Raw genomic sequence first — 24,158 nt, 5'->3', positions numbered from 1 at the left:
TGTCAGGATCTTCTGCGTCGGTGCTTCTGGATGTGCGGGTGGTGCCCGCTACTTGATCAAGTAGATCGTGGCGAAGAGGCCGATCCAGACCACATCGACGAAGTGCCAGTAGTAGGACACGACGATTGCGGCGGTCGCCTGCTCGTGAGTGAACCTCTTGGCCGCGTAGGTGCGGCCGAGGACCAGCAGGAAGGCGATGAGTCCGCCCGTCACGTGCAGGCCGTGGAAGCCGGTGGTCAGGTAGAACACGGAGCCGTAGACGTCGGAGGACAGCGAGATGCCGTCCTTCTTCACCAGTTCCGTGTACTCGAAGATCTGTCCGCCGATGAAGATCGCACCCATCACGAAGGTGACGATGAACCATCCGCGGAGCTTCTTCACGTCCCCGCGCTCGGCGGCGAACACGCCGAGCTGGCAGGTCAGGGAGGAGAGCACCAGGATCGTGGTGTTCGTCGCGGAGAAGGGCACGTTCAGCGCATGCGCCATCTCCTTCCAGTGATCCAGTCCGGTCACCGATCGAGCGGTGAAGTACATCGCGAAGAGGGCCGCGAAGAACATCAGCTCGGAACTCAGCCAAATGATGGTTCCGACGCTGGTGAGGTTCGGCCGGTTGACCGACGGGTGCGCGTGCCCGGTATCTACTGTCGTTGCTGTCGCCACGACCGACATTATGTCGGTCGCTTATCTCGCCCTCACTCCGGGGGTGCCATTCGGAGTGTCTTCGCCCGTCGAACCGGTGTTGACGTGCTGCCCGGGGGAGTAGCATCCGGCCCACAATGGCCCGTCCGCAAGACGCCGACGTCTCGGAGGAAGCATGCAGCCGACCGCCACCGTGCTGGTGTACAGCGACGACTCCAACACCCGTGAACAGGTACGGCTCGCAGCCGGACGCCGGCCGGCTCCGGACGTGCCCCTGGTGGAGTTCGTCGAGTGCGCCACGCCCGAGGCCGTGGTGCGCGAGGTGGACCGGGGCGGCATCGACGTCTGCGTGCTGGACGGCGAGGCGGTGCCCATGGGCGGCATGGGGGTCTGCCGCCAGCTCAAGGACGAAGTCTTCGGCGCGCCCCCGGTGCTGCTGCTCATGGGGCGTCCCCAGGACGCCTGGCTGGCGACCTGGAGCAGGGCCGACGCGGCGGTGACGCTGCCGGTCGACCCGATGGAGTTCGCGGAGGCGCTGGCCTCCCTGCTGCGCCGCAAACACCTCCAGAACGCCTAGAACGGCCCGCTGAAGAGGTGCGGGGACCCGCCCGGCCCCCGCACCCTCCGGCGTCATGCGGCGGCGGGGCGCAGGCGTACGGAGTCCCGCGGGGCGGAGCTGTTCTGGGCCGCCCCGGTGAGGGCGCTGCCGGCACCCCACTTCTTCCAGTCCAGGTTCCAGTCGCCGAAGCCGTTGCCGAAGTCCTCCATGGCGTGGCCGTTGGAGTTGACGACCTTCACGACGTCGCCGGCGCGGACGTGGTCGAAGAACCACTCGGCGTTCCCCGTGCTCATGCCGGTGCAGCCGTGACTGACGTTGGCGTATCCCTGGGAGCCTACGGACCAGGGAGCGGCGTGCACGTATTCACCCGACCAGGTGACGCGAGTGGCGTAGTACACCGACAGGTCGTACGAGTCGGAACTGCCCTCGGCGATGCCGACGGTGGTTCCGCGCATCCGTACCATGTACTGCTTCTCCAGGATCACCTTGACGCCGTTGCGGGTATCGAAGCCGGGCTTGCCGGTGGTGACCGGGATGGTGTTGATCACCTCACCGTTCTTGTAGAACGTGAGCTGGTGGGTGGCGGCGTCGGTGACGGCCTCCACCTTGTCCCCGATGGTGATCTTCAGGTCTTTGCTCTTGCCACCGCGCAGCCGGTCGGTGATCTTGATCCCGTCGAGGTTGCTGTGCACCTGGACGGTGGCGTGGGCGGGCCAGTACTCCCTGGGCCGGTAGTGGAGCTCCTTGTCGCTGACCCAGTACCAGGAACCCTGCACGGCGGGCACGGAGTCCACCCGCAGCCCGCTCTCCACCACGGCGCGCTGGGCCTTGTCCTTGACCGGCTGGTCGAGGTTGGCGGTGATGGGCTGCCCGACGCCGTACTCCCCCGACTCGGGCCCGAAGGTGACACCCAGGCTCTTCTTGCTCGCCGTCCTGGTGGTGTCGAAGTTCAGGATCTTGCGGCCGGGGGCGCCGTCGTCGTCCTCGGTGCTCACGCGGACCGTGTAGTGGGCGTTGGCGGCCAGCGGGGAGGTGCTGTGCCAGCGCCCGCCGTCTGCTGCGAGTTCGCCCGCCACGTAGCGCCCTGTGGCGTCCATGGCGGTGACGTCCGTGATCCGGCCTTCGCCGCTCTTCAGCGTGACCTCCAGAGGCTTGTCCGGATCGGCCTGCTTCGCCTTGTCGGTGGGCGCGTTGAAGACGATCTGGTCGGCCGCGTCGTACGGATCGGACGACAGGGCGTTGCCGTCCGAGCCGCAGCCGGTGACGCCCGCGCCGAGGGCGGCCACCAGCATGGCGGAGCTGACCACGGTGCGGGTCCGCGCAGTGTGATTCATACGATCACGCTATGAGATGAAGACCTCACTGGCTCGGCACGTAACCCGTACGAGGGACAGACACTGCGGCAAACGGTCACCGCGGCAAAGCGAGGAGCCCGGACCCTCCTGATGGAGTGTCCGGGCTCCCGCCGTGTCCCGTGCCGTGCAGCCGGGGGTGTTACTGGGTGCGGTTCTCACCGCGGTAGTACTCGAACACCCAGCCGAAGAGGCCGACGGCGATCAGGGGCGCCGAGAAGTACAGCAGCCACCAGCCGACCGCGATGCCGAGGAAGGCCAGCGCGCCGCCGACCGCCAGGGACAGCGGCTGCCAGCTGTGCGGGCTGAAGAAGCCCAGCTCGCCCGCGCCGTCCGCGACGTCGGCCTCCTTGTCGTCCTGCGCGCCCGCGTCGACCCGCCGGGCGGTGAAGCCCAGGTAGAAGCCGATCATGATGCACAGGCCGAAGGCCAGGAAGAGCGCCGTGGTGCCGGCCGGCTCCTTCGACCACACGCCGTACACGACGGCCATGACCAGGACGAAGACGCTCAGCCAGAAGAACATCCGACCTTGGATCTTCACTTGCCGGCCTCCTTGCTGCCCGCGATGGCGGCGCCGTGACCGGCGTGCTCAAGCTGCTCCAGCGCGGCGATCTCGGGGTGGTGCAGGTCGAACGCCGGGGACTCGCTGCGAATCCGCGGCAGGGTGAGGAAGTTGTGCCGCGGCGGCGGGCAGGAGGTCGCCCACTCCAGCGAGCGGCCGTAGCCCCACGGGTCGTCCACCTCGACGGGCTTGCCGTACTTGGCGGTCTTCCACACGTTGTAGAGGAACGGCAGGATCGACAGGCCGAGCAGGAACGAGGCGATCGTCGAGACCGTGTTCAGCGCGGTGAAGCCGTCGGCCGCCAGGTAGTCGGCGTACCGGCGCGGCATGCCCTCGGCGCCCAGCCAGTGCTGGACCAGGAAGGTGCCGTGGAAGCCGATGAACAGCGTCCAGAAGGTGATCTTGCCGAGCCGCTCGTCCAGCATCTTGCCGGTGAACTTCGGCCACCAGAAGTGGAAGCCGGCGAACATCGCGAACACCACGGTGCCGAACACCACGTAGTGGAAGTGGGCCACCACGAAGTACGAGTCCGAGACGTGGAAGTCCATCGGCGGCGAGGCCAGGATGACACCGGTCAGACCACCGAAGACGAAGGTGATCAGGAAGCCGGTCGTCCACAGCATCGGCGTCTCGAAGGACAGCGAGCCCTTCCACATCGTGCCGATCCAGTTGAAGAACTTCACACCGGTCGGGACCGCGATGAGGAACGTCATGAAGGAGAAGAACGGCAGCAGCACACCGCCGGTGACGTACATGTGGTGCGCCCACACGGTCACGGACAGACCGGCGATGCCGATCGTCGCCGCGATGAGGCCCATGTAGCCGAACATCGGCTTGCGCGAGAACACCGGGATGATCTCGGAGATGATGCCGAAGAACGGCAGCGCGATGATGTACACCTCTGGATGGCCGAAGAACCAGAAGAGGTGTTGCCACAACAAGGCCCCGCCATTGGCGGCGTCGAAGATGTGGGCTCCGAACTTGCGGTCCGCCTCCAGGGCGAACAGCGCGGCGGCCAGCACCGGGAAGGCCAGCAGGACCAGCACACCGGTCAGCAGCACGTTCCACACGAAGATCGGCATGCGGAACATCGTCATGCCCGGAGCGCGCATGCAGATGATGGTGGTGATGAAGTTGACCGAGCCGAGGATCGTGCCGAAGCCGGAGAAGGCCAGACCCATGATCCACATGTCGGCGCCGACACCCGGCGAACGGACCGCGTCCGACAGCGGGGAGTAGGCGAACCAGCCGAAGTCGGCCGCGCCCTGCGGGGTGAGGAAGCCACCCACGGCGATGGTCGAACCGAACAGGTAGAGCCAGTAGGCGAACATGTTCAGCCGCGGGAACGCCACGTCGGGCGCGCCGATCTGCAGCGGCATGATCCAGTTGGCGAAACCGGCGAACAGCGGCGTCGCGAACATCAGCAGCATCACGGTGCCGTGCATCGTGAACGCCTGGTTGAACTGCTCGTTGGAGATGATCTGCATGCCCGGGCGCGCCAGCTCGGCACGCATGAGCAGCGCCATCACGCCACCGATGAGGAAGAACGCGAACGACGTCGCCAGATACAGCGTGCCGATCGTCTTGTGGTCAGTGGTCGTCAGCCACTTGATCACGACGTTGCCGGGCTGCTTGCGCCGGATCAACAACTCGTTGTCGTCCGGTCCCTCGGTCGCGCCGGCACCCTGGGGTTCATTGAGGATGCTCACAGGTTGTTCGTCTCCCGGTTCTTCTCGTGGCTCGTCTGCGCGATGCCGGCGGGAATGTAACCGGTCTGCCCCTTCTTGGCGAGGTCCTTGAGGTGCTGCTCGTAGCGCTCGGGGGAGACGACCTTCACGTTGAACAGCATCCGGGAGTGGTCGACGCCGCAGAGCTCCGCGCACTTGCCCATGAAGGTGCCCTCCTTGTTGGGAGTCACCTGGAAGGCGTTGGTGTGGCCGGGGATGACGTCCTGCTTCATCAGGAAGGGCACGACCCAGAAGTCGTGGATGACGTCCCGCGAGGTCAGCACGAAGCGGACCGTCTTGCCCTTGGGCAGCCACAGCGTCGGGCCGGGGTTGCCGGTCTGCGGGTTCCGCGTACCCGGCGTACCGACGTCGTAGACGCCACCGGCGTTGGCCGGGAACTGGTCCAGGAACCGCGTGGGGATGGCCGCGAGGTTCGGGTCCTTCTTGGCGTCACCGGTGGAACCCGGCACGTTCTCGATGTAGTTGAAGCCCCAGCTCCACTGGAAGCCGACCACGTTGACCGTGACGTCCGGCTTCTTCTCCAGGCTGAGGAGCTTCGATTCGTCCCGCGCGGTGAAGTAGAAGAGCACCGAGACGATGATGATCGGAACCACCGTGTACAGCGCCTCGATGGGCATGTTGTACCGCGTCTGCGGCGGAACCTCGACCTTGGTGCGGCTGCGCCGGTGGAACATGGCGCTCCACAGGATCAGGCCCCACACCAGCACGCCGGTAGCGAGCGCGGCCGCCCACGAGCCCTGCCACAGGGAGAGGATGCGGGGAGCCTCTTCCGTGGTCGGGGTGGGCATGCCAAGGCGGGGGAAGTCCTTGTATGTGCAACCGGTCGCGGTCGCAAGGACCAGGCCCGCGGTCAGTGCCTGCAGCAGCTTCCGCCGCGTCGCGCGCCGCGGCTTGGGGGTACCGCCCACGCCTTTCGGGCGAAGGGGGAGGTCGGAGCCGTTGGGACTCACGTAGCGCCTTCCCGAGAGTCTCGCCCGCGCGGTCGGCTGCGGCCTTCTCGCTGGTCGGTCGCCGCCCTGCGTCGGGCAGGGGTTTGGATGTTTATGCGGACCAAACCCTAGCCGACGGTCTCCGACGGTTCGCGGGGAGGGGGGCATACGCGTCGTCGGGTCGTTCTGAGGGGTGTCGCCGGGGGGCCAATCGCCGTTGTTGTTCCGGTTTGGGGGTTTGCGCGGTACCGCCTGGGCCGGGGTCCGCTTCCCGCGCCCCCGCGCCGGGCTCGTCCACCGGCGTTCTAACGTTGCCCCGTGGCTTTCTTCGATGTGGCTTCCGGTGCTCCGCTTCACCCTGTGGCGCGACAGGCGCTGTTGGCGTCGCTGGACGAGGGGTGGGCCGATCCCGGTCGGTTGTACCGGGAGGGGCGGCGGGCCCGGATACTGCTGGACGCGGCCCGGGAGGCGGCGGCCGAGGCGGTGGGCTGCCGGGCGGACGAGGTGGTGTTCACCTCGTCCGGGACGCGGGCCGTGCACGACGGTGTGGCGGGGGCACTGGCCGGGCGGCGGCGCGTCGGACGTCACCTGATCGTGTCAGCGGTCGAACACTCCTCGGTCCTCCATTCGGCGGAAGCGTTCGAGGCCGGGGGCGGCACTGTCACCCGAGTGGGCGTCAGCCGGGCGGGAGCGGTGGACCCGTCGGCGTGGGCGGCGGCCCTGCGGGAGGACACCGCGCTGGCGTGTCTGCAGTCGGCCAACCACGAGGTGGGCACCGTGCAGCCGGTGGCCGAGGTGGCCGCGGCGTGCCGGGCGGCCGGCGTGCCGCTGCTGGTGGACGCGGCGCAGTCGCTGGGCTGGGGCCCGGTGCCCGAGGGCTGGTCGTTGCTGGCGGCCAGCGCGCACAAGTGGGGCGGCCCCTCCGGCGTGGGCCTGCTGGTGGTGCGCAAGGGTGTCCGCTTCGCCGCCCAGGGGCCGGGCGAGGAACGGGAGTCGGGGCGTGTCTCCGGCTTCGGGAACATCCCGGCCATCGTGGCCTCGGTGGCCGCGCTGCGGGCGGTACGGGCCGAGGCCGACGCGGAGGCGGTACGGCTGCGGGCGCTGACCGAGCGGATCCGGGCGCGGGTTCCGCGGCTGGTGCCGGACGTGGAGGTGGTGGGCGATCCGGAGCGGCGGCTGCCGGGGATCGTCACGTTCTCCTGTCTGTACGTCGACGGCGAGGTGCTGCTGACGGAGCTGGACCGGGCCGGCTTCTCCGTCTCCTCCGGCTCCTCCTGCACCAGCGGCACCCTGACCCCGAGCCATGTGCTCAGGGCGATGGGTGTCCTGAGCGAGGGCAACGTCCGCGTGTCGCTGCCGCCGGGCGTCGCGTCGGAGGAGGTCGACCGCTTCCTGGAGGTGCTGCCGGGCGTGGTGGCGGGGGTCCGCTCCCGGCTCGGAGCCCCGGAGCCCCGGGTGGAGGAACGCGCGGCGGAACGGGTGGTCGACTCCCTGGGCAAGCGCTGTCCGATCCCGGTGATCGAACTGGCCAAGGTGTTCGGCGGCGTCCCGGTGGGCGGCACGGTCCGCGTCCTCTCGGACGACGAGGCGGCCCGCCTGGACATCCCGGCGTGGTGCGAGATGCGGGGGCAGGAGTACGTGGGCGAGGAGGAGGCGGAGCGGGGCAGTGCCTACGTCGTCCGCCGGGTGAGCTGACAGCGGCGGCCCGCTGAACTCCGGGGCGCGGGGCCGCACCGGATCCGCGGCCCCGCCGGGTCAGCGCGACGGGCCGCGGCGGGCCCGCGGCGAACCACGGACCCGCCGGCGCGGGCGGTCAGCCCAGGTGCTCACGAACCTCAGCCGCCGCGTCCTCGCCGTACGCCTTGGTGAACCGGTCCATGAAGTGCGCCCGCCGAAGCTGGTACTCCTGGGTGCCGACGGTCTCGATGACGAGCGTGGCCAGCATGCACCCGACCTGAGCGGCCCGCTCGAGGGAGACCCCCCAGGCGAGCCCGGAGAGGAACCCGGCGCGGAAGGCGTCGCCGACGCCCGTCGGGTCGGCCTTGCGCTCCTCGTCGGGGCACCCGACCTCGATCGGGTCCTCACCGACCCGCTCGATCCGTACACCCCGCGAGCCGAGCGTGGTCAGCCGGTGCCCGACCTTCGAGAGGATCTGCTCGTCGCTCCAGCCGGTCTTGGACTCGATGAGCCCCTTCTCGTACTCGTTGGAGAACAGGTACGTGGCGCCGTCCAGCAGGATCCGGATCTCCTCGCCCTCCATCCGGGCGATCTGCTGGGAGAAGTCGGCGGCGAAGGGGATCGCGCGGGAGCGGCACTCCTCGGTGTGGCGGAGCATGCCCTCCGGGTCGTCGGCGCCGATCAGGACGAGGTCCAGGCCGCCGACCCGGTCCGCGACCGTCTTCAGCTCGATCAGCCGGGCCTCGCTCATGGCGCCGGTGTAGAAGGAGCCGATCTGGTTGTGGTCGGAGTCGGTGGTGCACACGAAGCGGGCGGTGTGCAGGGTCTCCGAGATGCGGACCGACTCGGTGTCCACGCCGTGGCGGTCGAGCCATGAGCGGTACTCGTCGAAGTCGAAGCCCGCCGCGCCGACGAGGATCGGCCGGGTGCCGAGCTGGCCCATGCCGAAGGCGATGTTGGCGCCCACGCCGCCCCGGCGCACGTCCAGGTTGTCGACGAGGAAGGACAGCGAGACCGTGTGCAGTTGGTCCGCGACGAACTGGTCGGCGAAGCGGCCGGGGAAGGTCATGAGGTGGTCGGTGGCGATGGAGCCGGTGACTGCGATGCGCACGGCAGGCGTTCTCCTGGCGGGAGGGGGGAGCTGACAGTTCACGCTACCCGTAATCACGCAGCCGCTGAAGCAGGGAAAACTACCCGATAGTAGAGCTTTCTTCACCGGCCCTGCCGTGCCTACGGTGCGCTCATGACGAACCTCAGGCCCGACGACCTCGATGTGGATCTCCCCTCGCTGCGCGGCGACTGCGCCCGTATGGCCCCGCACTGGACCCCGCCCGAGCACCCGGCCGCCCGGCCGGTCCCGCCCTCGCTGATCCACGGGGTCCGGGTGCCGGCCCGCTCGGCGCGACTGGTGGACGCGATGTCCGAGTACGGCGGCTGATCCGGTCCCCTCCGGGGCGCGCGGACGGGAACCGCGCGCTCCCCTCGCACGTCCCACCGCCGTCCCCCGTGCGGGAGACGCGGGGCACGAGAAGCGAGGAGCGATGCGGTGACCAAGGAGCGAGCCGAGAACCCCGAGAACCCCGGCGACGCGGACCGGCCGGAAGCCGGGCCGGAGCCGAAGCGGGCTGCCGCGAAGGAGCCTGCCGCGACCTCGGAGACCACCGAGCGCGCCGAGGCCGGTGAGGGCCGGACGGGCGGGGAGGCCCCTCCCGCACCCGCCGGGCGGCCTCGTACGGCCGCGATCGTCGCCTCCGTCGCCGCCGCCGTGCTGCTCGTCGGCGGCGGGGGCGCCTGGCTGGCCTCCGGGTCCGGGTCAGGGTCAGGGTCCGATCAGAAGCCGGCCGGAAGCAGGGGCGCTCCCCCGCCGCTCGCCCTCGACGGCGACCCCGGTACCGGCTCGCCCGGTATCGCCGTCGGCGAGCCCGACCCCGGCGGCGCCGTCCACTACGTCGTCGGGGGCGACCTCCCCGACGGCCCCCGCTCCGCCCCCGTCCACCTCGCGGAGGGCAAGGCCGGCAAGGCCGGAGTCGCCCGTCTGGCCGAGGCGTTGGGCATCGACGGCACCCCGGTGGCCGACGGGAACGGCTGGCGGGCCGGGGAGCGGGAGGGCGGCCCGGTGCTCCGGGTGACCGGCGCCGACTGGTCGTACACCCGCTACGCCCCCGGTACCGACAACTGCCGCAAAATCACCGTGTGTTCGCAGGACCCGGCCGCCCCGGCGGACGAGCCGGCCGGCGCGGCGGAGGCGGAGCGGGTGGCGCGGCCGGTGCTGAAGGCGCTCGGGCAGGACGACGCGAAGATCGACGCGAGCCAGGTGATGGGCGGCCGGCGGGTGGTGAACGCCGACCCGGTGGTGGACGGTCTGCCCACCTACGGGTGGACGACCGGCCTGACCGTGGACGAGAAGGGCGACATCGTCGGCGGCCACGGCATGCTGGCGCGTCTCACCGACGGCGGCACCTATCCCGTGCTGGGCGCGGCCGACACGGTGAAGCTGATGAACGAGCGGCCCGCCGAGGGCCACCGGATGGGCATCGGCGGATGTGCGAGCCCGGTGCCGCTGAAGGACCGCCTGGAGCAGCCGTGCGGCGCCGCCACCGGTTCCCCGGCCGCCCCCGGGCGGGAGGCGGTGACGGTCGAGAAGGCGGTGTTCGGTCTTGCGGCGCAGTCGGTGGACGGCCGCCAGGCCCTCGTGCCGTCCTGGCTGTTCGAGGTACGCGGCTCGGCGGCGCGCGGCCGCTTCACCGTGGCGCATCCGGCGGTCGACCCGAAATACCTCGCCTCCCCCTCCCCCTCCCCCTCCTCGTCGGCCGGGGCGCCGAAGGGGGGCGTGACGGTGTCGGGCTACCGCGCCGAGGGACGGAACCTGACCGTGCGCTTCCTGGGCGGGGTGTGCGCCGAGTACCGCGCGGCGGCTCGGGAGAGCGCGGGCCGGGTGACGGTCGCGGTCACCGAGAAGCGCCGGCCGGGCAACTGCATCGCGCTGGGCAAGGAGTACGCCCGGACCGTCTCGCTGGACGCCCCTCTCGCGGACCGCGCGGTGGTCGGTACCGACGGCGGCCGGGTGCCGGAGGCGGAGCACGGCCTGGCCCCCTGAGGGAATCCCCGGTACACGAAGACGGCGGCGGCCCCCCGCGGGGAGGGGCCGCCGCCGTCGTTCCGGCTGTCGGGCCGGTTCAGCTGAAGGAGTCGCCGCAGGCGCAGGAGCCCGTCGCGTTCGGGTTGTCGATCGTGAAGCCCTGCTTCTCGATCGTGTCCACGAAGTCGATGGTGGCGCCGCCCAGGTACGGGGCGCTCATGCGGTCGGTGACGACCTTGACGCCGTCGAAGTCCTTCACGACGTCGCCGTCGAGCGAGCGCTCGTCGAAGAAGAGCTGGTAGCGCAGACCGGAGCAGCCGCCGGGCTGGACGGCCACCCGCAGGGCGAGGTCGTCCCGGCCTTCCTGGTCGAGCAGCGCCTTGACCTTGGCCGCGGCGGCGTCGGTCACGATGATGCCGTCGGTGACGGTGCTGGTCTCGTCCGATACGGACATCTACATCTCTCCCAAGTTGTACGGAGACTGCTTTCCGACCAGTGCAACCGGCGCGCCGGCCGAATCATTCCGGGCCGGGCGGACCGTCTGGCCGCGGTTCGCTTCTCATCTCATGCTCGCACACGGGCGGAAGCGGGGGCAGCGGGCCCGGCGCCGGAGGGGCCGGGATTCACGTCACATGGACGCTATCGCCGTCGTCAAAGTGACGTGAAGCGGTTATGATAGATAACGTCAGTTAGACGAAAAGTAGAAAGGGTAGGTGCCGTGACCACCGCCCAGACCCCGCAGCTCGACGTTCAGCCGTCTCCGCTCGCCCTGTTGCTGCTCGGCCGCGGGGCCGACCCGAGGAGCGAGCGGGGCGTCGAATGCCCCGGCGACCTGCCCGAGCCGTCCGACCCCGACCTCGTGGCGCGCGCCCGCGCGGCCAAGGAGAAGCTCGGCAGCAAGGTCTTCGTCCTCGGCCACCACTACCAGCGGGACGAGGTCATCCAGTTCGCGGACGTCACCGGTGACTCCTTCAAGCTGGCCCGCGACGCGGCCGCCCGCCCGGACGCCGAGTACATCGTGTTCTGCGGTGTGCACTTCATGGCCGAGTCCGCCGACATCCTCACCACCGACGACCAGAAGGTCGTCCTGCCGGACCTCGCGGCCGGCTGCTCGATGGCCGACATGGCCACGGCCGAGCAGGTCGCGGAGTGCTGGGACGTCCTGACCGAGGCGGGCGTCGCCGAGCAGGTCGTCCCGGTGTCTTACATGAACTCCTCCGCGGACATCAAGGCGTTCACCGGCAAGCACGGCGGCACCATCTGCACCTCCTCCAACGCCGAGCGGGCACTGGAGTGGGCCTTCCGGCAGGGCGAGAAGGTGCTGTTCCTGCCCGACCAGCACCTCGGCCGCAACACCGCCGTCCGTGACATGGGGATGTCCCTGGAGGACTGCGTCCTCTACAACCCCCACAAGCCGAACGGCGGGCTCACCGCCGAGCAGCTCCGGGACGCGAAGATGATCCTGTGGCGCGGGCACTGCTCCGTGCACGGGCGCTTCAGCCTGGAGTCGGTCGAGGACGTACGCGAGCGGGTGCCCGGCGTGAACGTCCTGGTGCACCCCGAGTGCCGGCACGAGGTCGTGGCCGCGGCGGACTACGTCGGCTCCACGGAGTACATCATCAAGACGCTGGAGGCCGCCCCGGCGGGCTCCAAGTGGGCCATCGGCACCGAGCTGAACCTCGTCCGCCGGCTGGCGAACCGGTTCGCACCCGAGGGCAAGGAGATCGTCTTCCTCGACAAGACGGTCTGCTTCTGCTCCACCATGAACCGTATCGACCTCCCCCACCTGGTCTGGACCCTTGAGTCCCTCGCCGAGGGCACCCTGGTCAACCGCATCGAGGTCGACCCCGAGACGGAGGCGTTCGCGAAGCTGGCGCTGGAGCGGATGCTCGCGCTGCCGTAACCCCCGGCGACCGACGGCGGAGGGCCCGCACGGCACAAGGTGTGCCGTGCGGGCCCTCGCGTCCGCGTTCAGCCGGGGTCCGACGCCCGCCACTTGTCGGTGTGCAGCACGGGCGTGACCACGACGGCTCGGAAGCGGGCCGGCGGATCGAAGGTGACCACCAGCTCCCCCGGCGCCGTCCCCTCCTGCACGCACCCGATCCGCGACCTCGGGACCAGCCGCCGGCGCCGAACGGCGGTTCGGAGTCGGCCCTGAAGTGGAAGTGGTCGTCGCAAGCCTCAGCGACGCCCGGAATCGCGGCGGGCTCCCCTTCCCCGCCGTAGGCGATCGCGCCGGACAGCAGCGTGTCCCCCGTGCCGACCCCGTGGGCGATCCGGACGATCACCCTCTTCGCCGGGCGGCGGCGCCGCCAGTCGAGCACTCCCGTGTGGGCCCCCGGCTCATGCCCCCTCCTTGGAGGCCTGAACACCGTGGTGAGCCACGGAAGGCACGGCCCGGAACGCACGGGTGTTGCGTTCCGGGCCGCCGGCCGCCGGGGACGCCGGCTACGCCTTCACCGGCTCCGGCTCGTCCGCCGAAGCCTCCGGCTCCGTCGGGTCCCCCCGCTTCGCCGCCTTCTTCGCCGCCCGGCGTTCCTTGCGGAGTTCGACCATCGCGTAGAGCGTCGGGACGAGGAGGAGGGTCAGCAAGGTCGACGTGACCAGGCCGCCGATCACCACGACCGCCAGGGGCTGGGCGATGAAGCCGCCCTCGCCGGTGACTCCGAGCGCCATCGGGAGGAGGGCGAAGATCGTCGCCAGGGCGGTCATGAGGATCGGGCGGAGCCGGTGGCGGCCGCCCTCCACGACGGCCTCGACGACCCCGTGTCCCTGGGAGCGGTACTGGTTGATCAGGTCGATCAGCACGATCGCGTTGGTCACCACGATGCCGATGAGCATCAGCATGCCGATCATCGCCGGGACGCCCATCGGGGTGCCGGTGACGATGAGCAGGCCGATCGCGCCGGTCGCCGCGAACGGGATGGAGACCAGCAGGATCAACGGCTGGACCAGCGAGCGGAACGTGGCCACCAGCAGCATGAACACGATGGCGACGGCCGCCAGCATGGCCAGACCCAGGTTCTTGAAGGCGTCGTCCTGGTCGGAGGAGACACCGCCGATCTCGGCCGTGGCACCCGCCGGGAGCTTCAGGGCCTTGATCCTCGACTGGAGCTGGGCGCTGACCGCGCCGGTGTTGTCCCCGGTCGGCCTGGCCGTGACGGTCGCGGCCCGCTGACCGTCGATCCTCGTCATCGACACCGGCCCGTCGACCAGCTTCACGGTGGCGATGTCACCGAGCTTCACCGAACCGAGCCGCAGGCCCTTCAACTGGGCCAGCGTGGCGGCCGGACGGGCGGACCGTACGACGATGTCGCGCTCGGTGTCGTCCAGGACGGCCTTGCCCGCCGGGACACCGCGCACCGACTGCGCGACCGCCGCGCCGAGCTTCTGCTGGTCGAACCCGGCAGCGGCCGCCTTGGCGCCCGCCCGCACCGAGACGCGCGGCACGCTCTGCGCGAGGTCGCTGCTGACGTCGGTGACGTCGTCCAGACCGGCCACGGTGGAGCGGACCTTCTCGGCAGCCGTGCGCAGGGTCGCGGGGTCGGCGGCCTTGACCACGACGCTGAGGTCCTGGTTGCCGAAGGCCGCGCCCGCCGAGACGGTGGTCGTCCCCGCGCCGTCCAGCTTCTTCAGCCCGTCCTCCAGCTCCCGCTGCACGTCGGCGGCGGAGCCGGAGTCCTCCAGCATGATCTGGTACGACGCCTGGTTGGTGTCGGTGCCGCCGCCGAAGGCGGCCATGAAGCCCGAGGAGCCGACGGTGACCTGGTAGTCCTTGATGCCGTCGATCCCGCCGAGCAGCTTCTCCACCCGACGGGCCTGCGCGTCGGTCGCGGCGAGGCTGGTGCCCGGCTTCAGCTTCTGCCTGACGGTGAGGACCTGCTGCTCGCCCTGGTCGAAGAAGTTGGTCTTCAGCAGCCCGGCCATGCCGAAGGTGCCGAACAGCACGACGACCGCGATCAGCAGGCTGACCAGCCGGCGCCGGGTGGCGAACCGCAGCACGGGGACGTAGAGGCGCTGGAGGCGGCTGCCGGCCTCCTTCTCCTCGGCCCGGCGGCGGGCCTCCTCGGCGTCCTCGGGGGTGCCCTTGGGTGCGCGCAGGAACCAGTACGACAGCACCGGCACCACGGTCAGCGACACCAGCAGCGAGGCCAGCAGGGCGGCCGTCACGGTGATGCTGAACGAGCCGAACAGGGCGCCCACCATGCCGCCGACCAGGCCGATCGGCAGGAAGACCGCGACCGTGGTGAGGGTGGAGGAGGTGACCGCGCCGGCGACCTCGCGGACGGCGCCGAGGATGGCCTCCTTGCGCTCCTCGCCGTAGCCGAGGTGCCGCTTGATGTTCTCCAGCACCACGATCGAGTCGTCCACGACCCGGCCGACGGCGATGGTCAGCGCGCCGAGCGTGAGCATGTTCAGCGAGAGACCGCGCGTCCACAGCACGAGCAGCGCCAGCACCACGGAGAGCGGGATGGAGACCGCGGTGACCAGCGTGGAACGGACCGAGGCCAGGAAGACCAGGATGATCAGCACGGCGAACAGCAGGCCGAGCGCGCCCTCGGTGGTCAGGCCGTCGATGGCCTTGGACACCGCGGGCCCCTGGTCGCTGACGACGGTGAGCTTCGCGTCCTTGCCGAGGTCGGCCCGGAGCTCGGGGAGCTGGTCCTGGACCGCTTCGGAGATGGCGACCGCGCTGCCGTCGTGGTCCATCGTGACGTTGACCGCGAGACTCGGCCTGCCGTCCGTACGGGTCAGCGAGTCGGCCGGGGCGGGCCGCTCGGCGACGGTGGCCACGTCGGCCAGGCGTACGGCCCTGCCCCCGCCCTGGCCCGCGACGCGCAGCTCCCTGATCTGGTCCAGCGAGGTGAAACCGCCGCCGACCTGGACCGTGCGGTTGGCGCCGTTCTCGTCGAAGGAGCCCGCCGGGACGGACGCGCCGCCCGCCTGGAGCGCCGGGATGAGCGCGGCCGGGCTGAGACCGGCCTTGGCGAGCTTGGCGTCGTCGGGGGTGACGGCGACCTGGAGGTCGCGCACACCCATGACCTGGACGCGGCCGACACCGTCGATGTCCTTCAACGCGGGGACGACCGTTCGGTCCAGCCGGTCGGCGAGCGCCTGCTGGTCGGTGCCGGAGGAGGCGGCGAGCACCACGGTCGGCATGTCGTCGGTGGAGCCGGAGACGACCTGGGGGTCGACGGCGTCCGGGAGCTGGGCGCGGGCGCGGTTGACGGCCTGCTGGACGTCGGTGACGAGCCGCTTGGTGTCGTTGCCGTAGTCGAAGGACGCCATGATCACGGCGTTGCCCTCGCTGGCGGTGGAGGTGACCGAGGTGACGCCGTCGACGCCCTGGAGGCCGTCCTCGATGGGCTCGACGACCTGCTTCTCCACCACGTCGGGCGAGGCGCCCTGGTAGGGGGCGATCACCGAGACCATGGGCAGGTCGATGGTGGGCAGCAGTTGCTGCTTGATCTGGGGTATCGCGATCAGGCCGAAGACCAGCGCGATGAGCGACATCAGGCCGATCAGGGCCCGTTGCGCGAGGCTGAACCGGGACAGCCAGGACATGGGACGGGTTCTCTCTTCTGTGAGCGGCAGAAGCTGCGGCGGGACGCGTCTGTGCGCCCACCTCACACCCTGGCCCATCGCCGGGACCTGACCCGTAGGCCCCTGGTCCATTTCCGGGGCGGGCCGGTACTCCCCGCGCAGTAGGGCGGGGAGGGGATCAGTCCGACCTCGGGCGGACCAGCCCGGACTCGTAGGCGGTGACGACGAGCTGGGCCCGGTCGCGGGCGCCCAGCTTCGCCATGGCCCGGTTGACGTGCGTCTTCACGGTGAGCGGGCTGACCTCCAGCCGCTCGGCGATCTCGTCGTTGGAGTGGCCGCCGGCCACCAGCACGAGCACCTCGCGCTCCCGGACGGTGAGCGCGTCGAGCCGGGCCAGCCGGGCCGGGTCGGGGACGGGGGCGTCGGACTGGGCGAGGAAGCGGGCGATCAGGCCCTTGGTGGCGGCCGGGGACAGCAGCGCCTCCCCGCTCGCGGCGAGCCGGATCGCGGTGAGCAGCTCCTCCGGCTCGCTGCCCTTGCCGAGGAACCCGGAGGCGCCCGCGCGCAGCGCCCGCACCACGTAGTCGTCGACCTCGAAGGTGGTCAGGATCACCACGCGGACGTGGGCGAGAGCCGGGTCGTCGCCGATCATGCGGGTGGCGGCGAGGCCGTCGGTGCCGGGCATCCGGATGTCCATCAGGACGACGTCGGCGGCGCACTCCCTGGCCAGCCGGACCGCCTCGGCGCCGTCGGACGCCTCGCCCACCACGGCCATGCCGGGCTCGGAGTCGACCAGCACCCGGAACGCGCTGCGCAGCAGCGCCTGGTCGTCGGCGAGCAGGACGCGGATGGTCATACGGGCTTCCTCTCGGCCCCGGCGCGGGTCTGGACCGGCAGGATGGCATGGACGCGGAAGCCGCCGCCGTACCGGGGGCCGGTGGTGAGGGTGCCGCCGAGCGCGGTGACCCGCTCGCGCATTCCGAGCAGCCCGTGCCCGCCACCGGTGCCGGAGGCGGCCGAGGCGCCGGCCCCGTCGTCCAGGACGCTGACCTCGATGTTGGGGCCGACCCGTACGACGCTGACCTCGGCCCTGGCGCCGGACCCGGCGTGTTTCTGGGCGTTGGTGAGGGCTTCCTGCACGATCCGGTAGGCGGCCAGGTCGACGGCGGCCGGGAGTTCGGTGTCCTGGTCGGCGCGTGCCACCTGGACGGGCAGTCCGGCGTTGCGGAAGGTGCCGGCGAGTTCGTCGAGGCGGCCGAGGCCGGAGGCGGGTTCGGTGGGCGCGGCGGGGTCGTCGGACTGGCGGAGCAGGCCGACCGTGGCGCGCAGTTCGTCCAGGGCGGAGCGGCTGGCCTCGCGGACGTGCGCGAGGGCCTCCTTGGCCTGGTCGGGACGCCGGTCCATGACGTGTGCGACGACGCCCGCCTGCACGTTGACCAGGGCGATGTGGTGGGCGACCACGTCGTGCAGTTCGCGCGCGATGCGCAGGCGTTCCTCGGCGACCCGGCGCCGGGCCTCCTCCTCACGCGTGCGCTCGGCGCGTTCGGCGCGCTCCCGGATGGCCTGGACGAAGGCGCGGTGGCTGCGGACGGCGTCGCCCGCGGTGGCGCCGATGCCGGTCCAGGCGACGAGGGCGAGGTTCTCCTGCGCGTACCAGGGCAGCGGTCCGGCGGCCATGGCGGCCGCCGTCAGCACGGTCATGGTGAGCAGGCCGACCCGCCAGGTGGTGGCACGGTCGGTGGTGGAGGCGACGGTGTAGAGGGCGATGACGGTGGTCATAGCCACGGGTGCGCGGGGGTCGCCGGTGACGCACTCGATCAGGGCGAAGGTGCCGGTGGCGGCCAGTACGGCGAGTGCGGAGCGCCGGCGCAGCACGAGGGCCGCGGCGGCCAGGACCATCAGCAGCAGGCTCAGCGCGTCGGGCGGCCGGACGCCCCAGTCCACACCGTGGTCGCCGTCGGGCGCGGCGAAGGCGCTGCTGATCATGCACAGCAGCACGGCCGCGGCGATGACCGCGTCGAGTGTGAGGGGGTGCGCCTTGAACTGGTGCCGGGCACGTCGGAGAGTGCTCACCCGGTGAACAGTACGGGGCGCGACGGCAGCGCGGGGGAGCGCCGGGACGCCAGGTGTCGGGTGGTGTTCGCCGGGGGTACGGGTGGTGGACGCCCGTCGTTGGCCGGGTCGGCCGAGCCTTCTCGTCGGCAAGCGGGCCGCCCGGACCCGATGCCTCGTCGAAAGGCAGTGACCGTGCGTCCTCCCGCCTCCCGCCTCCTCCCCACCGCCACCGCCGTCGCCCTGCTGGCGGTGCTCGGCCCGGCCGCCACGGTGCACGCGGCGTCCACCGGCACCCCGACGATCAAGCTGTCGGCCGCCTACCTGTCCGGCGCGGTCGGTGCGACCGGCGACCCGGTGGTGACGGTGACCGTGGCGCAGAGCGGCGCGGACTCCTCGGGGCTGACGGTGACGGCGTCGGGGAGCAGCCGGAGCACGGTGGCGGGCACCGGGGACGTCCGGATCACCGGCACCGGCGGCAGCCGAACGGTCGCGGTGACCGCCCGCGCCCGGGGGTATGCCGACCTCACGTTGAAGGTGACCGGCGCCGACGGCAAGTCCGCCACCACGACCCTGCACTACGCGGCCTCCCCCGCCGTCCAGCAGTCGGCCGACGCCCGCTATCTCACCGGTGCCTCGGACGCATCCGCCGCCGTGGACGCGGGCGGCGGCTATGTCCTGGTGGCCGATGACGAGGACAACACCCTGCGCCTGTACGACGGATCGGCCTCGGGCGCGCCGGTGCGGAGCTGGGACCTGTCCTCCGCGCTGGGCGCCTCCAAGGAGGTCGACATCGAGGGCGCGGCCCGCGTCGGGAACACCGTCTACTGGACCGGATCGCTCGGGAACAACAAGGACGGCGTGTACAAGGCGGACCGGAACACGGTCTTCACCACCACCCTCTCCGGCTCCGGCGCCGGGACCTCGGTGGCGTTCGGCAGCGCCGGGCACAGGCTGCGGGACGACCTGGTGGCCTGGGACGAGGCCAACGGCGACCGGTACGGCTTCGCGGCCGCCACCGCCGACGGCCAGACCCCCAAGCAGGTGGACGGCTTCAACGTGGAGGGCCTGGAGTTCGCTCCCGGCTCCACCACCACCGCCTACGTCGGCTTCCGCGCACCGCTGGTGCCGCCGAGCGAGGGCGGCAGGGCGCTGCTCGTGCCGGTGACCAACATGGACCAGGTGGTCCGCGGTACGAAGGCGGCCTTCGGCACCCCCGTCGAGCTGGACCTCGGAGGTCTTTCGGTGCGCGATCTGCGCCGGAACGACAGGGGGCAGTACCTGATCGTCGCCGGGTCCTGGGCGGCCGAGGACAACAGCGCGCCCTACGCCCTGTTCCGCTGGGACGGCGTGGCCGGGCACCGGCCCGTGAAGGTGCTCGACCTGCCCACGGCGGACGCGGGCGGCTGGGAGTCCGTGGTGTCGGTGCCCGACCTGGACGTGTCCGGGGGCCGGGTCCGGCTCGTCACCGACGACGGCAGCGCCGACCTCTACGGGGACGGGACCGAGGCCAAGGACCTCGCCCACCCGGAGTGGCGGAAGTCCCGCTCCACCGTCTTCACGCTGGGCTGATCAGCCGGGGATCAGCCCGTCGTCGCCGAGCATCTCCCGGACCTCCCGCACGGTGGCGTCCGGGGCGGGCAGGATCAGCTCGGAGGGCTCCAGGGAGTCGTCCGGGAGCGGGGTGCCCCGCTTGCGGACGGCTTCCAGCAGGGCGTGCAGGGTGCGCCGGAAGCCCTCCTCGTCACCGCCCTCGACCTCGGCGAGCAGTTCGTCGTCCAGCTCGTTCAGCTCAGGGAAGCGGGAGTCGTCCAGCCTCAGCTGGCCCTCACCCATGATCCGTACGATCACTGCGGCCTCCTCGGCCCGGGTCCCGGCGGCGGACTACTGCTTGTCGAAGCGGGGGGTGTCCTGCGGCTGCTGCGGAGCCTGCTGACCGCCCGTACCGCCCTCGATGGCCTGCTGCTGGGAGGAGGGGCCCCCGGCCAGCTCGGCCTTCATGCGCTGGAGTTCCAGCTCCACGTCCGAACCGCCGGAGAGGCGGTCCAGCTCGGCCTGGATGTCGTCCTTGGCCGTGCCGGACTGGTCGTCCAGCGCGCCGGAGGCGAGCAGTTCGTCGATCGCGCCGGCCCGCGCCTGGAGCTGGGCCGTCTTGTCCTCGGCCCGCTGGATCGCCATGCCCACGTCGCCCATCTCCTCGGAGATGCCGGAGAACGCCTCCCCGATGCGGGTCTGCGCCTGGGCGGCGGTGTAGGTGGCCTTGATGGTCTCCTTCTTCGTACGGAAGGCGTCCACCTTGGCCTGGAGGCGCTGGGCCGCGAGGGTCAGCTTCTCCTCCTCGCCCTGGAGGGTGGCGTGCTGCGTCTCCAGGTCCGTGACCTGCTGCTGTAGGGCGGAGCGGCGGGACAGCGCCTCGCGGGCGAGGTCCTCCCGGCCGAGCGCCAGCGCCTTGCGGCCCTGGTCCTCCAGCTTCCCGGACTGCTGCTGCAGCTGGTTGAGCTGGAGCTCCAGGCGCTTGCGGGAGGTCGCCACGTCGGCGACACCGCGCCGCACCTTCTGGAGCAGCTCCAGCTGCTTCTGGTACGAGTAGTCAAGGGTCTCGCGCGGGTCCTCGGCCCGGTCAAGGGCCTTGTTCGCCTTCGCGCGGAAGATCATTCCCATACGCTTCATGACACCGCTCATGGGCTTCGCGCGCCCCCTTCTGACGGACTCCAGCTCACCGATCCTGCGACAGAACCCACAGTACGGGCCCTGCCACCATTACCGCACCGTTCGGGCGGCGATGCGCTCCTCCCCAAGGACGAGCCCCGGCCCGGCCACTCCGGCGTGAGGAGTAGGTGGTCCCCGGGATGACGCCGCGCCGGGTGTGCGACTCGCCCGGGAAGCGTCCAGGACGTCCCCTCTGTACCCCGATAGACGTCCGGCGTTGCCGGATCGTTCCCGTCGGGACTGGGGTCCATACCGGTGATGCCCGTACCCTTGGGTTTTGTGTTCCGTAGCCGTGCGAAGGAAGAGAAGGCACCCGCCGACAAGGCGCAGGTGACCGGCTCCATGCAGCCCCGCGACCCGCAGGCCCCCAAGGGTCGGCCCACGCCGAAGCGCAGTGAGGCCCAGACCCAGCGCCGCAGTGTCGCCAGTACGCCCGTGTCCCGCAAGGACGCCGCCAAGCGGCAGCGCGAGGACCGCCGTCAGGCCCTGGACCGGCAGCGCCGCGCGCTCGCCGGGGGCGACGAGCGGTACCTGCCCGCCCGGGACAAGGGGCCGGTGCGCAAGTTCGCCCGTGACTGGGTCGACTCGCGGATCAACGTGGCGGAGTTCTTCCTGCCGCTGGCCGTCGTGATCCTGATCCTCAGCGTGGTGCGGGTGCCCTCGATCCAGAGCATCGCGCTGCTGCTGTGGCTGATCGTGATCGTGCTGATCCTCGTCGACTCCGCCTTCAGCGGCTACCGGCTGCGCAAGCGGCTCGCCGAGAAGTTCCCGGACACGAACCGTCGGGGCGCGGTCATGTACGGCCTGATGCGCTCGCTCCAGATGCGCCGGCTGCGGCTGCCCAAGCCTCAGGTCAAGCGCGGAGAGCGGCCCTGAGCGCAGAGGCCGCTCCCGGCACGGCGGCCCCGGCGGGGCCGCGCACGCCGGGCGAGCTGGTCCGGCAGCACCTGGTCGCCCGGCAACTGGACGAGCAGCTCGCCCGCGCCTTCGCCGTCGGGCGGCGGCTGCGGGTCCTCGACGTCGGTATGGGCCGGGGCGCTCAGGCGCTGCGGCTGGCCCGGCTCGGCCACCGGGTCACCGGAGTCGAGCGCGACCCGGAACTGGTCGCGGCCGCGCGTGCGGCGCTGACCGGTGAGCCGGACGGCATCCGCGAGCGGGTCCGGCTGGTGCAGGGCGAGGGCCGGGACACCGGGGTGCACTTCCTGCCGGGCAGTTTCGACGTGGTGCTGTGCCACGGGGTGCTGATGCACGTCGAGGAGCCCGACGCGCTGGTGGCCGGGCTGGCCCGGATGCTGGCGCCCGGCGGACTGCTGTCCCTGCTGGTGCGCAACGGCGACGCCCTCGCCGCGGGGCCCGGCCTCGCCGGCGACTGGGCCGGGGCGCTGGCCGCGCTGGACGGCGCAGCCCTGCTCCCCCGCTCGCGCACCGAGGCCGGCAGTGCCACCGGTCCGGCCCCCGCTCCCGGGGGCCGCGCCGACCGCCTCGCCGCCCTGACGGCCACCCTGCACGGCATCGCCGCCCCGCTGCACGCCTGGTACGGCGTCCAGGTCTTCGCCGGCCGCGTCCCGTCCGCCCCGGTCTCCCCCGACGACCTGGAGGCCCTCCTCGCCGTCGAGGAACGCGCGTGCCGCACGGACCCCTACCGGGGGATCGCGGAACTGCTGCACCTGTGCGGGGTGCGGGGCTAGGGACTTTCGTCCGGATCGGGCCGGTTCGGGGAGCGGGGTCCGGTGCTGTGGACCGCGAGCCCGGCACGATCCGGAAGAGAGGCCCCGGGTCCTCTCGTTCGGGTGTACTCGGCGGGCCGTGCCGCGGGGCTCGTGGGGAGACTCGTCCATGGACGCTTCCCGTATCCGGGCCGGGCGCAGGGGCGCCGTGGCCGTCGTGCTGGTGTGCGCCGCCGTGCTCGTGGGCGGCTGCTCGGACCCGGCGGACCCGGCCCGGAAGGGCGGGCCGCCGACCGCGCAGGCGGCGCTGCCGATGGCGGCGGACGACCTCCAGGACCAGTACCAGAAGGTCATCAAGGACGTCCTGCCCTCGGTCGTGCAGATCCAGGCGGGGCAGTCCCTCGGTTCGGGCGTGGTCTACGACGACAAGGGCCACCTCGTCACCAACGCGCACGTGGTGGGCTCGGAGAAGACCTTCCGGGTGACCACGGCCCGCAGCGAGGAACCGCTGGCGGCGAGTCTGGTGTACTCCTACCCCGAGCAGGACCTCGCGGTGATCAAGCTGGACAAGGTCCCGGCGGGTCTGCGCCCGGCGGTGTTCGGCAGCTCGGACAAGGTGGCGGTCGGCCAGATCGTGCTGGCCATGGGCTCCCCGCTGGGGCTGTCCTCCAGCGTGACCCAGGGCATCGTCTCGGCCACCGGACGCACCGTCAGCGAGCCAGGCGACGACGGCGGTACGGGTGCCACGATCCCCAACATGGTGCAGACCTCGGCCGCGATCAACCCGGGCAACAGCGGCGGCGCCCTGGTGAACCTGGACGGCCAGGTCATCGGCATCCCGACGCTCGGCGCGGCCGACCCCGGCATGCAGGGCGGGGCGGCGCCGGGCATCGGCTTCGCCATCCCGGCGTCCATGGTGCGCACGGTCGCCGGGCAGATCATCGCCACCGGCAAGGTCACCGACTCGGGCCGGGCCGCGCTGGGTGTCACGGTCCGCACGGTGGTGGACGGCGGCTACCGGCCCGCCGGTGCGGCGGTGGTCACCGTGAAGCGGGGCGGGCCGGCCGCGAAGGCGGGACTCGAGGCGGGTGACGTGATCATCCGGCTGGATGACACCGCGGTCGGCTCCACCACGGAACTCGCCGAAGCGCTGGCGGCGAGGAAGCCCGGCGAGAAGGTCACGGTCACCTACCAGCGCTCGGGCTCCCGGCACACGGCCGAGGTGACGCTCGGGGAGCAGTGAGGACACCGGTGACGGGAGCGGGAAGCCCCCACCCCCGCCGGTCCGGCCCTGCCCTACACCCCTTCGGCGTCGAGGCTCATCGGCCCGTAGATCTCGGTGCCCTCCTCGAAGAGGCGCACCTGTTCCGCGCCGCCCTCCAGCAGCGCCTTCCAGTTCTCGCCGACCCAGGACTCGGCGTCGCCCTGCGTGGTGAACTCCTCGGGCTCCACGGCGGGCGGGACCTCCGTCCCGTCGGCCTTCTCGAACCGCCACGTCCAAGCTGTCATGCGGGCCTCCTTCGATCCGACTCCTGCGGGCAGCGTATGCGGTCGGCGAGGGCGCCCACAGCCCATCGTGGATCATCGTCCGCTCAGGTGACCCGGTGCGCGGCGCCGGCCGGGACAGGTGAAAATCGGTTC

The 24,158-nt window shown here is 71.4% G+C and carries 23 protein-coding genes; 9 read left to right on the top strand and 14 right to left on the bottom strand.

The annotated features are described in order from the left end of the window. Nucleotides 1-48 precede the first annotated feature (48 nt). Nucleotides 49-669: an aa3-type cytochrome oxidase subunit III gene (gene ctaE, locus ACWCV3_RS06205; protein WP_030810341.1), complete on the bottom strand. Its 621-nt coding sequence runs from the start codon at nt 667-669 to the stop codon at nt 49-51. 145 nt (nt 670-814) lie between these two features. Between ctaE and ACWCV3_RS06200 the strand changes: the two genes are divergently transcribed. Continuing rightward, on the top strand, nt 815-1,216 hold the full coding sequence (locus ACWCV3_RS06200; RefSeq protein ID WP_451219116.1) for a hypothetical protein: 402 nt from the start codon (nt 815-817) through the stop codon (nt 1,214-1,216). A 53-nt stretch (nt 1,217-1,269) separates the two neighbouring features. Here the strand turns inward: ACWCV3_RS06200 and ACWCV3_RS06195 are convergent, their stop codons facing one another. The 4 genes from ACWCV3_RS06195 to ctaC all read right to left on the bottom strand — a co-directional run bounded on the left by ACWCV3_RS06195 (nt 1,270) and on the right by ctaC (nt 5,810). Further along, nucleotides 1,270-2,532, bottom strand: coding sequence for an Ig-like domain-containing protein (locus ACWCV3_RS06195; RefSeq protein ID WP_451219113.1), 1,263 nt, complete (start codon nt 2,530-2,532; stop codon nt 1,270-1,272). Nucleotides 2,533-2,692: 160 nt separating this feature from the next. After that, nucleotides 2,693-3,091, bottom strand: a complete 399-nt coding sequence (locus ACWCV3_RS06190) for a cytochrome c oxidase subunit 4 (protein ID WP_451219110.1) — start codon at nt 3,089-3,091, stop codon at nt 2,693-2,695. Further along, the gene (gene ctaD / locus ACWCV3_RS06185; protein ID WP_451219106.1) at nt 3,088-4,821 is read right to left on the bottom strand and encodes an aa3-type cytochrome oxidase subunit I; all 1,734 of its coding nucleotides are present in this window, start codon (nt 4,819-4,821) and stop codon (nt 3,088-3,090) included. The genes ACWCV3_RS06190 and ctaD overlap by 4 nt, the downstream gene beginning before the upstream one ends. Continuing rightward, the gene (ctaC, locus tag ACWCV3_RS06180) at nt 4,818-5,810 is read right to left on the bottom strand and encodes an aa3-type cytochrome oxidase subunit II (protein WP_376117014.1); all 993 of its coding nucleotides are present in this window, start codon (nt 5,808-5,810) and stop codon (nt 4,818-4,820) included. Before ctaC ends, ctaD begins: the two co-directional genes overlap by 4 nt. 297 nt (nt 5,811-6,107) lie before the next feature. Between ctaC and ACWCV3_RS06175 the strand changes: the two genes are divergently transcribed. Further along, nucleotides 6,108-7,484 carry an aminotransferase class V-fold PLP-dependent enzyme gene (locus ACWCV3_RS06175; RefSeq protein ID WP_451219102.1) on the top strand — a complete coding sequence of 459 codons (1,377 nt, stop codon included), beginning with the start codon at nt 6,108-6,110 and terminating at the stop codon, nt 7,482-7,484. A 118-nt stretch (nt 7,485-7,602) separates the two neighbouring features. Here the strand turns inward: ACWCV3_RS06175 and ACWCV3_RS06170 are convergent, their stop codons facing one another. Further along, on the bottom strand, nt 7,603-8,577 hold the full coding sequence (locus ACWCV3_RS06170) for a carbohydrate kinase family protein (protein WP_451219099.1): 975 nt from the start codon (nt 8,575-8,577) through the stop codon (nt 7,603-7,605). 132 nt (nt 8,578-8,709) lie between these two features. On the opposite strand from ACWCV3_RS06170, the gene ACWCV3_RS06165 reads away from it, so the two are divergent. Together ACWCV3_RS06165 and ACWCV3_RS06160 are read left to right on the top strand one after the other, a co-directional pair. Next, complete coding sequence (locus ACWCV3_RS06165; RefSeq protein WP_451219096.1) at nt 8,710-8,904, top strand: hypothetical protein; 195 nt, start codon at nt 8,710-8,712, stop codon at nt 8,902-8,904. Nucleotides 8,905-9,012: 108 nt separating this feature from the next. Further along, nucleotides 9,013-10,563 carry a hypothetical protein gene (locus tag ACWCV3_RS06160; RefSeq protein WP_451219093.1) on the top strand — a complete coding sequence of 517 codons (1,551 nt, stop codon included), beginning with the start codon at nt 9,013-9,015 and terminating at the stop codon, nt 10,561-10,563. A gap of 79 nt (nt 10,564-10,642) precedes the next feature. Here ACWCV3_RS06160 and erpA read toward each other — a convergent pair whose 3' ends face one another. Continuing rightward, nucleotides 10,643-10,999 (bottom strand): iron-sulfur cluster insertion protein ErpA, encoded by a 357-nt coding sequence (gene erpA, locus ACWCV3_RS06155; RefSeq protein WP_030807593.1) that lies wholly within the window; start codon nt 10,997-10,999, stop codon nt 10,643-10,645. 264 nt (nt 11,000-11,263) lie between these two features. On the opposite strand from erpA, the gene nadA reads away from it, so the two are divergent. Next, nucleotides 11,264-12,448, top strand: a complete 1,185-nt coding sequence (gene nadA / locus ACWCV3_RS06150; protein WP_451219090.1) for a quinolinate synthase NadA — start codon at nt 11,264-11,266, stop codon at nt 12,446-12,448. Between the two features lie 68 nt (nt 12,449-12,516). Here nadA and ACWCV3_RS06145 read toward each other — a convergent pair whose 3' ends face one another. The 4 genes from ACWCV3_RS06145 to ACWCV3_RS06130 all read right to left on the bottom strand — a co-directional run bounded on the left by ACWCV3_RS06145 (nt 12,517) and on the right by ACWCV3_RS06130 (nt 18,162). After that, on the bottom strand, nt 12,517-12,639 hold the full coding sequence (locus tag ACWCV3_RS06145) for a hypothetical protein (RefSeq protein WP_451219087.1): 123 nt from the start codon (nt 12,637-12,639) through the stop codon (nt 12,517-12,519). Between the two features lie 354 nt (nt 12,640-12,993). Beyond that, nucleotides 12,994-16,110 carry an efflux RND transporter permease subunit gene (locus ACWCV3_RS06140; protein WP_451219083.1) on the bottom strand — a complete coding sequence of 1,039 codons (3,117 nt, stop codon included), beginning with the start codon at nt 16,108-16,110 and terminating at the stop codon, nt 12,994-12,996. Between the two features lie 157 nt (nt 16,111-16,267). After that, on the bottom strand, nt 16,268-16,945 hold the full coding sequence (locus tag ACWCV3_RS06135) for a response regulator (protein WP_451219080.1): 678 nt from the start codon (nt 16,943-16,945) through the stop codon (nt 16,268-16,270). After that, on the bottom strand, nt 16,942-18,162 hold the full coding sequence (locus ACWCV3_RS06130) for a sensor histidine kinase (protein WP_451219077.1): 1,221 nt from the start codon (nt 18,160-18,162) through the stop codon (nt 16,942-16,944). The genes ACWCV3_RS06135 and ACWCV3_RS06130 overlap by 4 nt, the downstream gene beginning before the upstream one ends. Before the next feature lie 150 nt (nt 18,163-18,312). Here ACWCV3_RS06130 and ACWCV3_RS06125 point away from each other — a divergent pair, with 150 nt between their 5' ends. Next, entirely contained in the window at nt 18,313-19,713 is a 1,401-nt protein-coding gene (locus tag ACWCV3_RS06125) for a hypothetical protein (RefSeq protein ID WP_451219074.1), read from the top strand. Here the strand turns inward: ACWCV3_RS06125 and pspAA are convergent, their stop codons facing one another. After that, nucleotides 19,714-19,992, bottom strand: coding sequence for a PspA-associated protein PspAA (pspAA, locus tag ACWCV3_RS06120; protein WP_451219071.1), 279 nt, complete (start codon nt 19,990-19,992; stop codon nt 19,714-19,716). Between the two features lie 33 nt (nt 19,993-20,025). Next, nucleotides 20,026-20,823: a PspA/IM30 family protein gene (locus ACWCV3_RS06115; protein WP_451219068.1), complete on the bottom strand. Its 798-nt coding sequence runs from the start codon at nt 20,821-20,823 to the stop codon at nt 20,026-20,028. Between the two features lie 306 nt (nt 20,824-21,129). Between ACWCV3_RS06115 and ACWCV3_RS06110 the strand changes: the two genes are divergently transcribed. The 3 genes from ACWCV3_RS06110 (at nt 21,130) to ACWCV3_RS06100 (ending at nt 23,760) form a co-directional block, all read left to right on the top strand. Beyond that, complete coding sequence (locus tag ACWCV3_RS06110; protein ID WP_451219065.1) at nt 21,130-21,726, top strand: DUF3043 domain-containing protein; 597 nt, start codon at nt 21,130-21,132, stop codon at nt 21,724-21,726. Nucleotides 21,727-21,797: 71 nt separating this feature from the next. Continuing rightward, a complete protein-coding gene (locus tag ACWCV3_RS06105) occupies nt 21,798-22,538 on the top strand; it encodes a class I SAM-dependent methyltransferase (RefSeq protein ID WP_451219661.1) in 741 nt (246 codons plus the stop codon). 148 nt (nt 22,539-22,686) lie between these two features. Next, nucleotides 22,687-23,760 carry a S1C family serine protease gene (locus ACWCV3_RS06100; protein WP_451219062.1) on the top strand — a complete coding sequence of 358 codons (1,074 nt, stop codon included), beginning with the start codon at nt 22,687-22,689 and terminating at the stop codon, nt 23,758-23,760. Nucleotides 23,761-23,813: 53 nt separating this feature from the next. Here the strand turns inward: ACWCV3_RS06100 and ACWCV3_RS06095 are convergent, their stop codons facing one another. Further along, complete coding sequence (locus tag ACWCV3_RS06095; protein WP_451219059.1) at nt 23,814-24,026, bottom strand: hypothetical protein; 213 nt, start codon at nt 24,024-24,026, stop codon at nt 23,814-23,816. Nucleotides 24,027-24,158 lie beyond the last annotated feature (132 nt).

The organism is Streptomyces sp. NPDC001781 (assembly GCF_053596035.1).
This window is presented reverse-complemented; position numbering and strand designations above follow the sequence as displayed.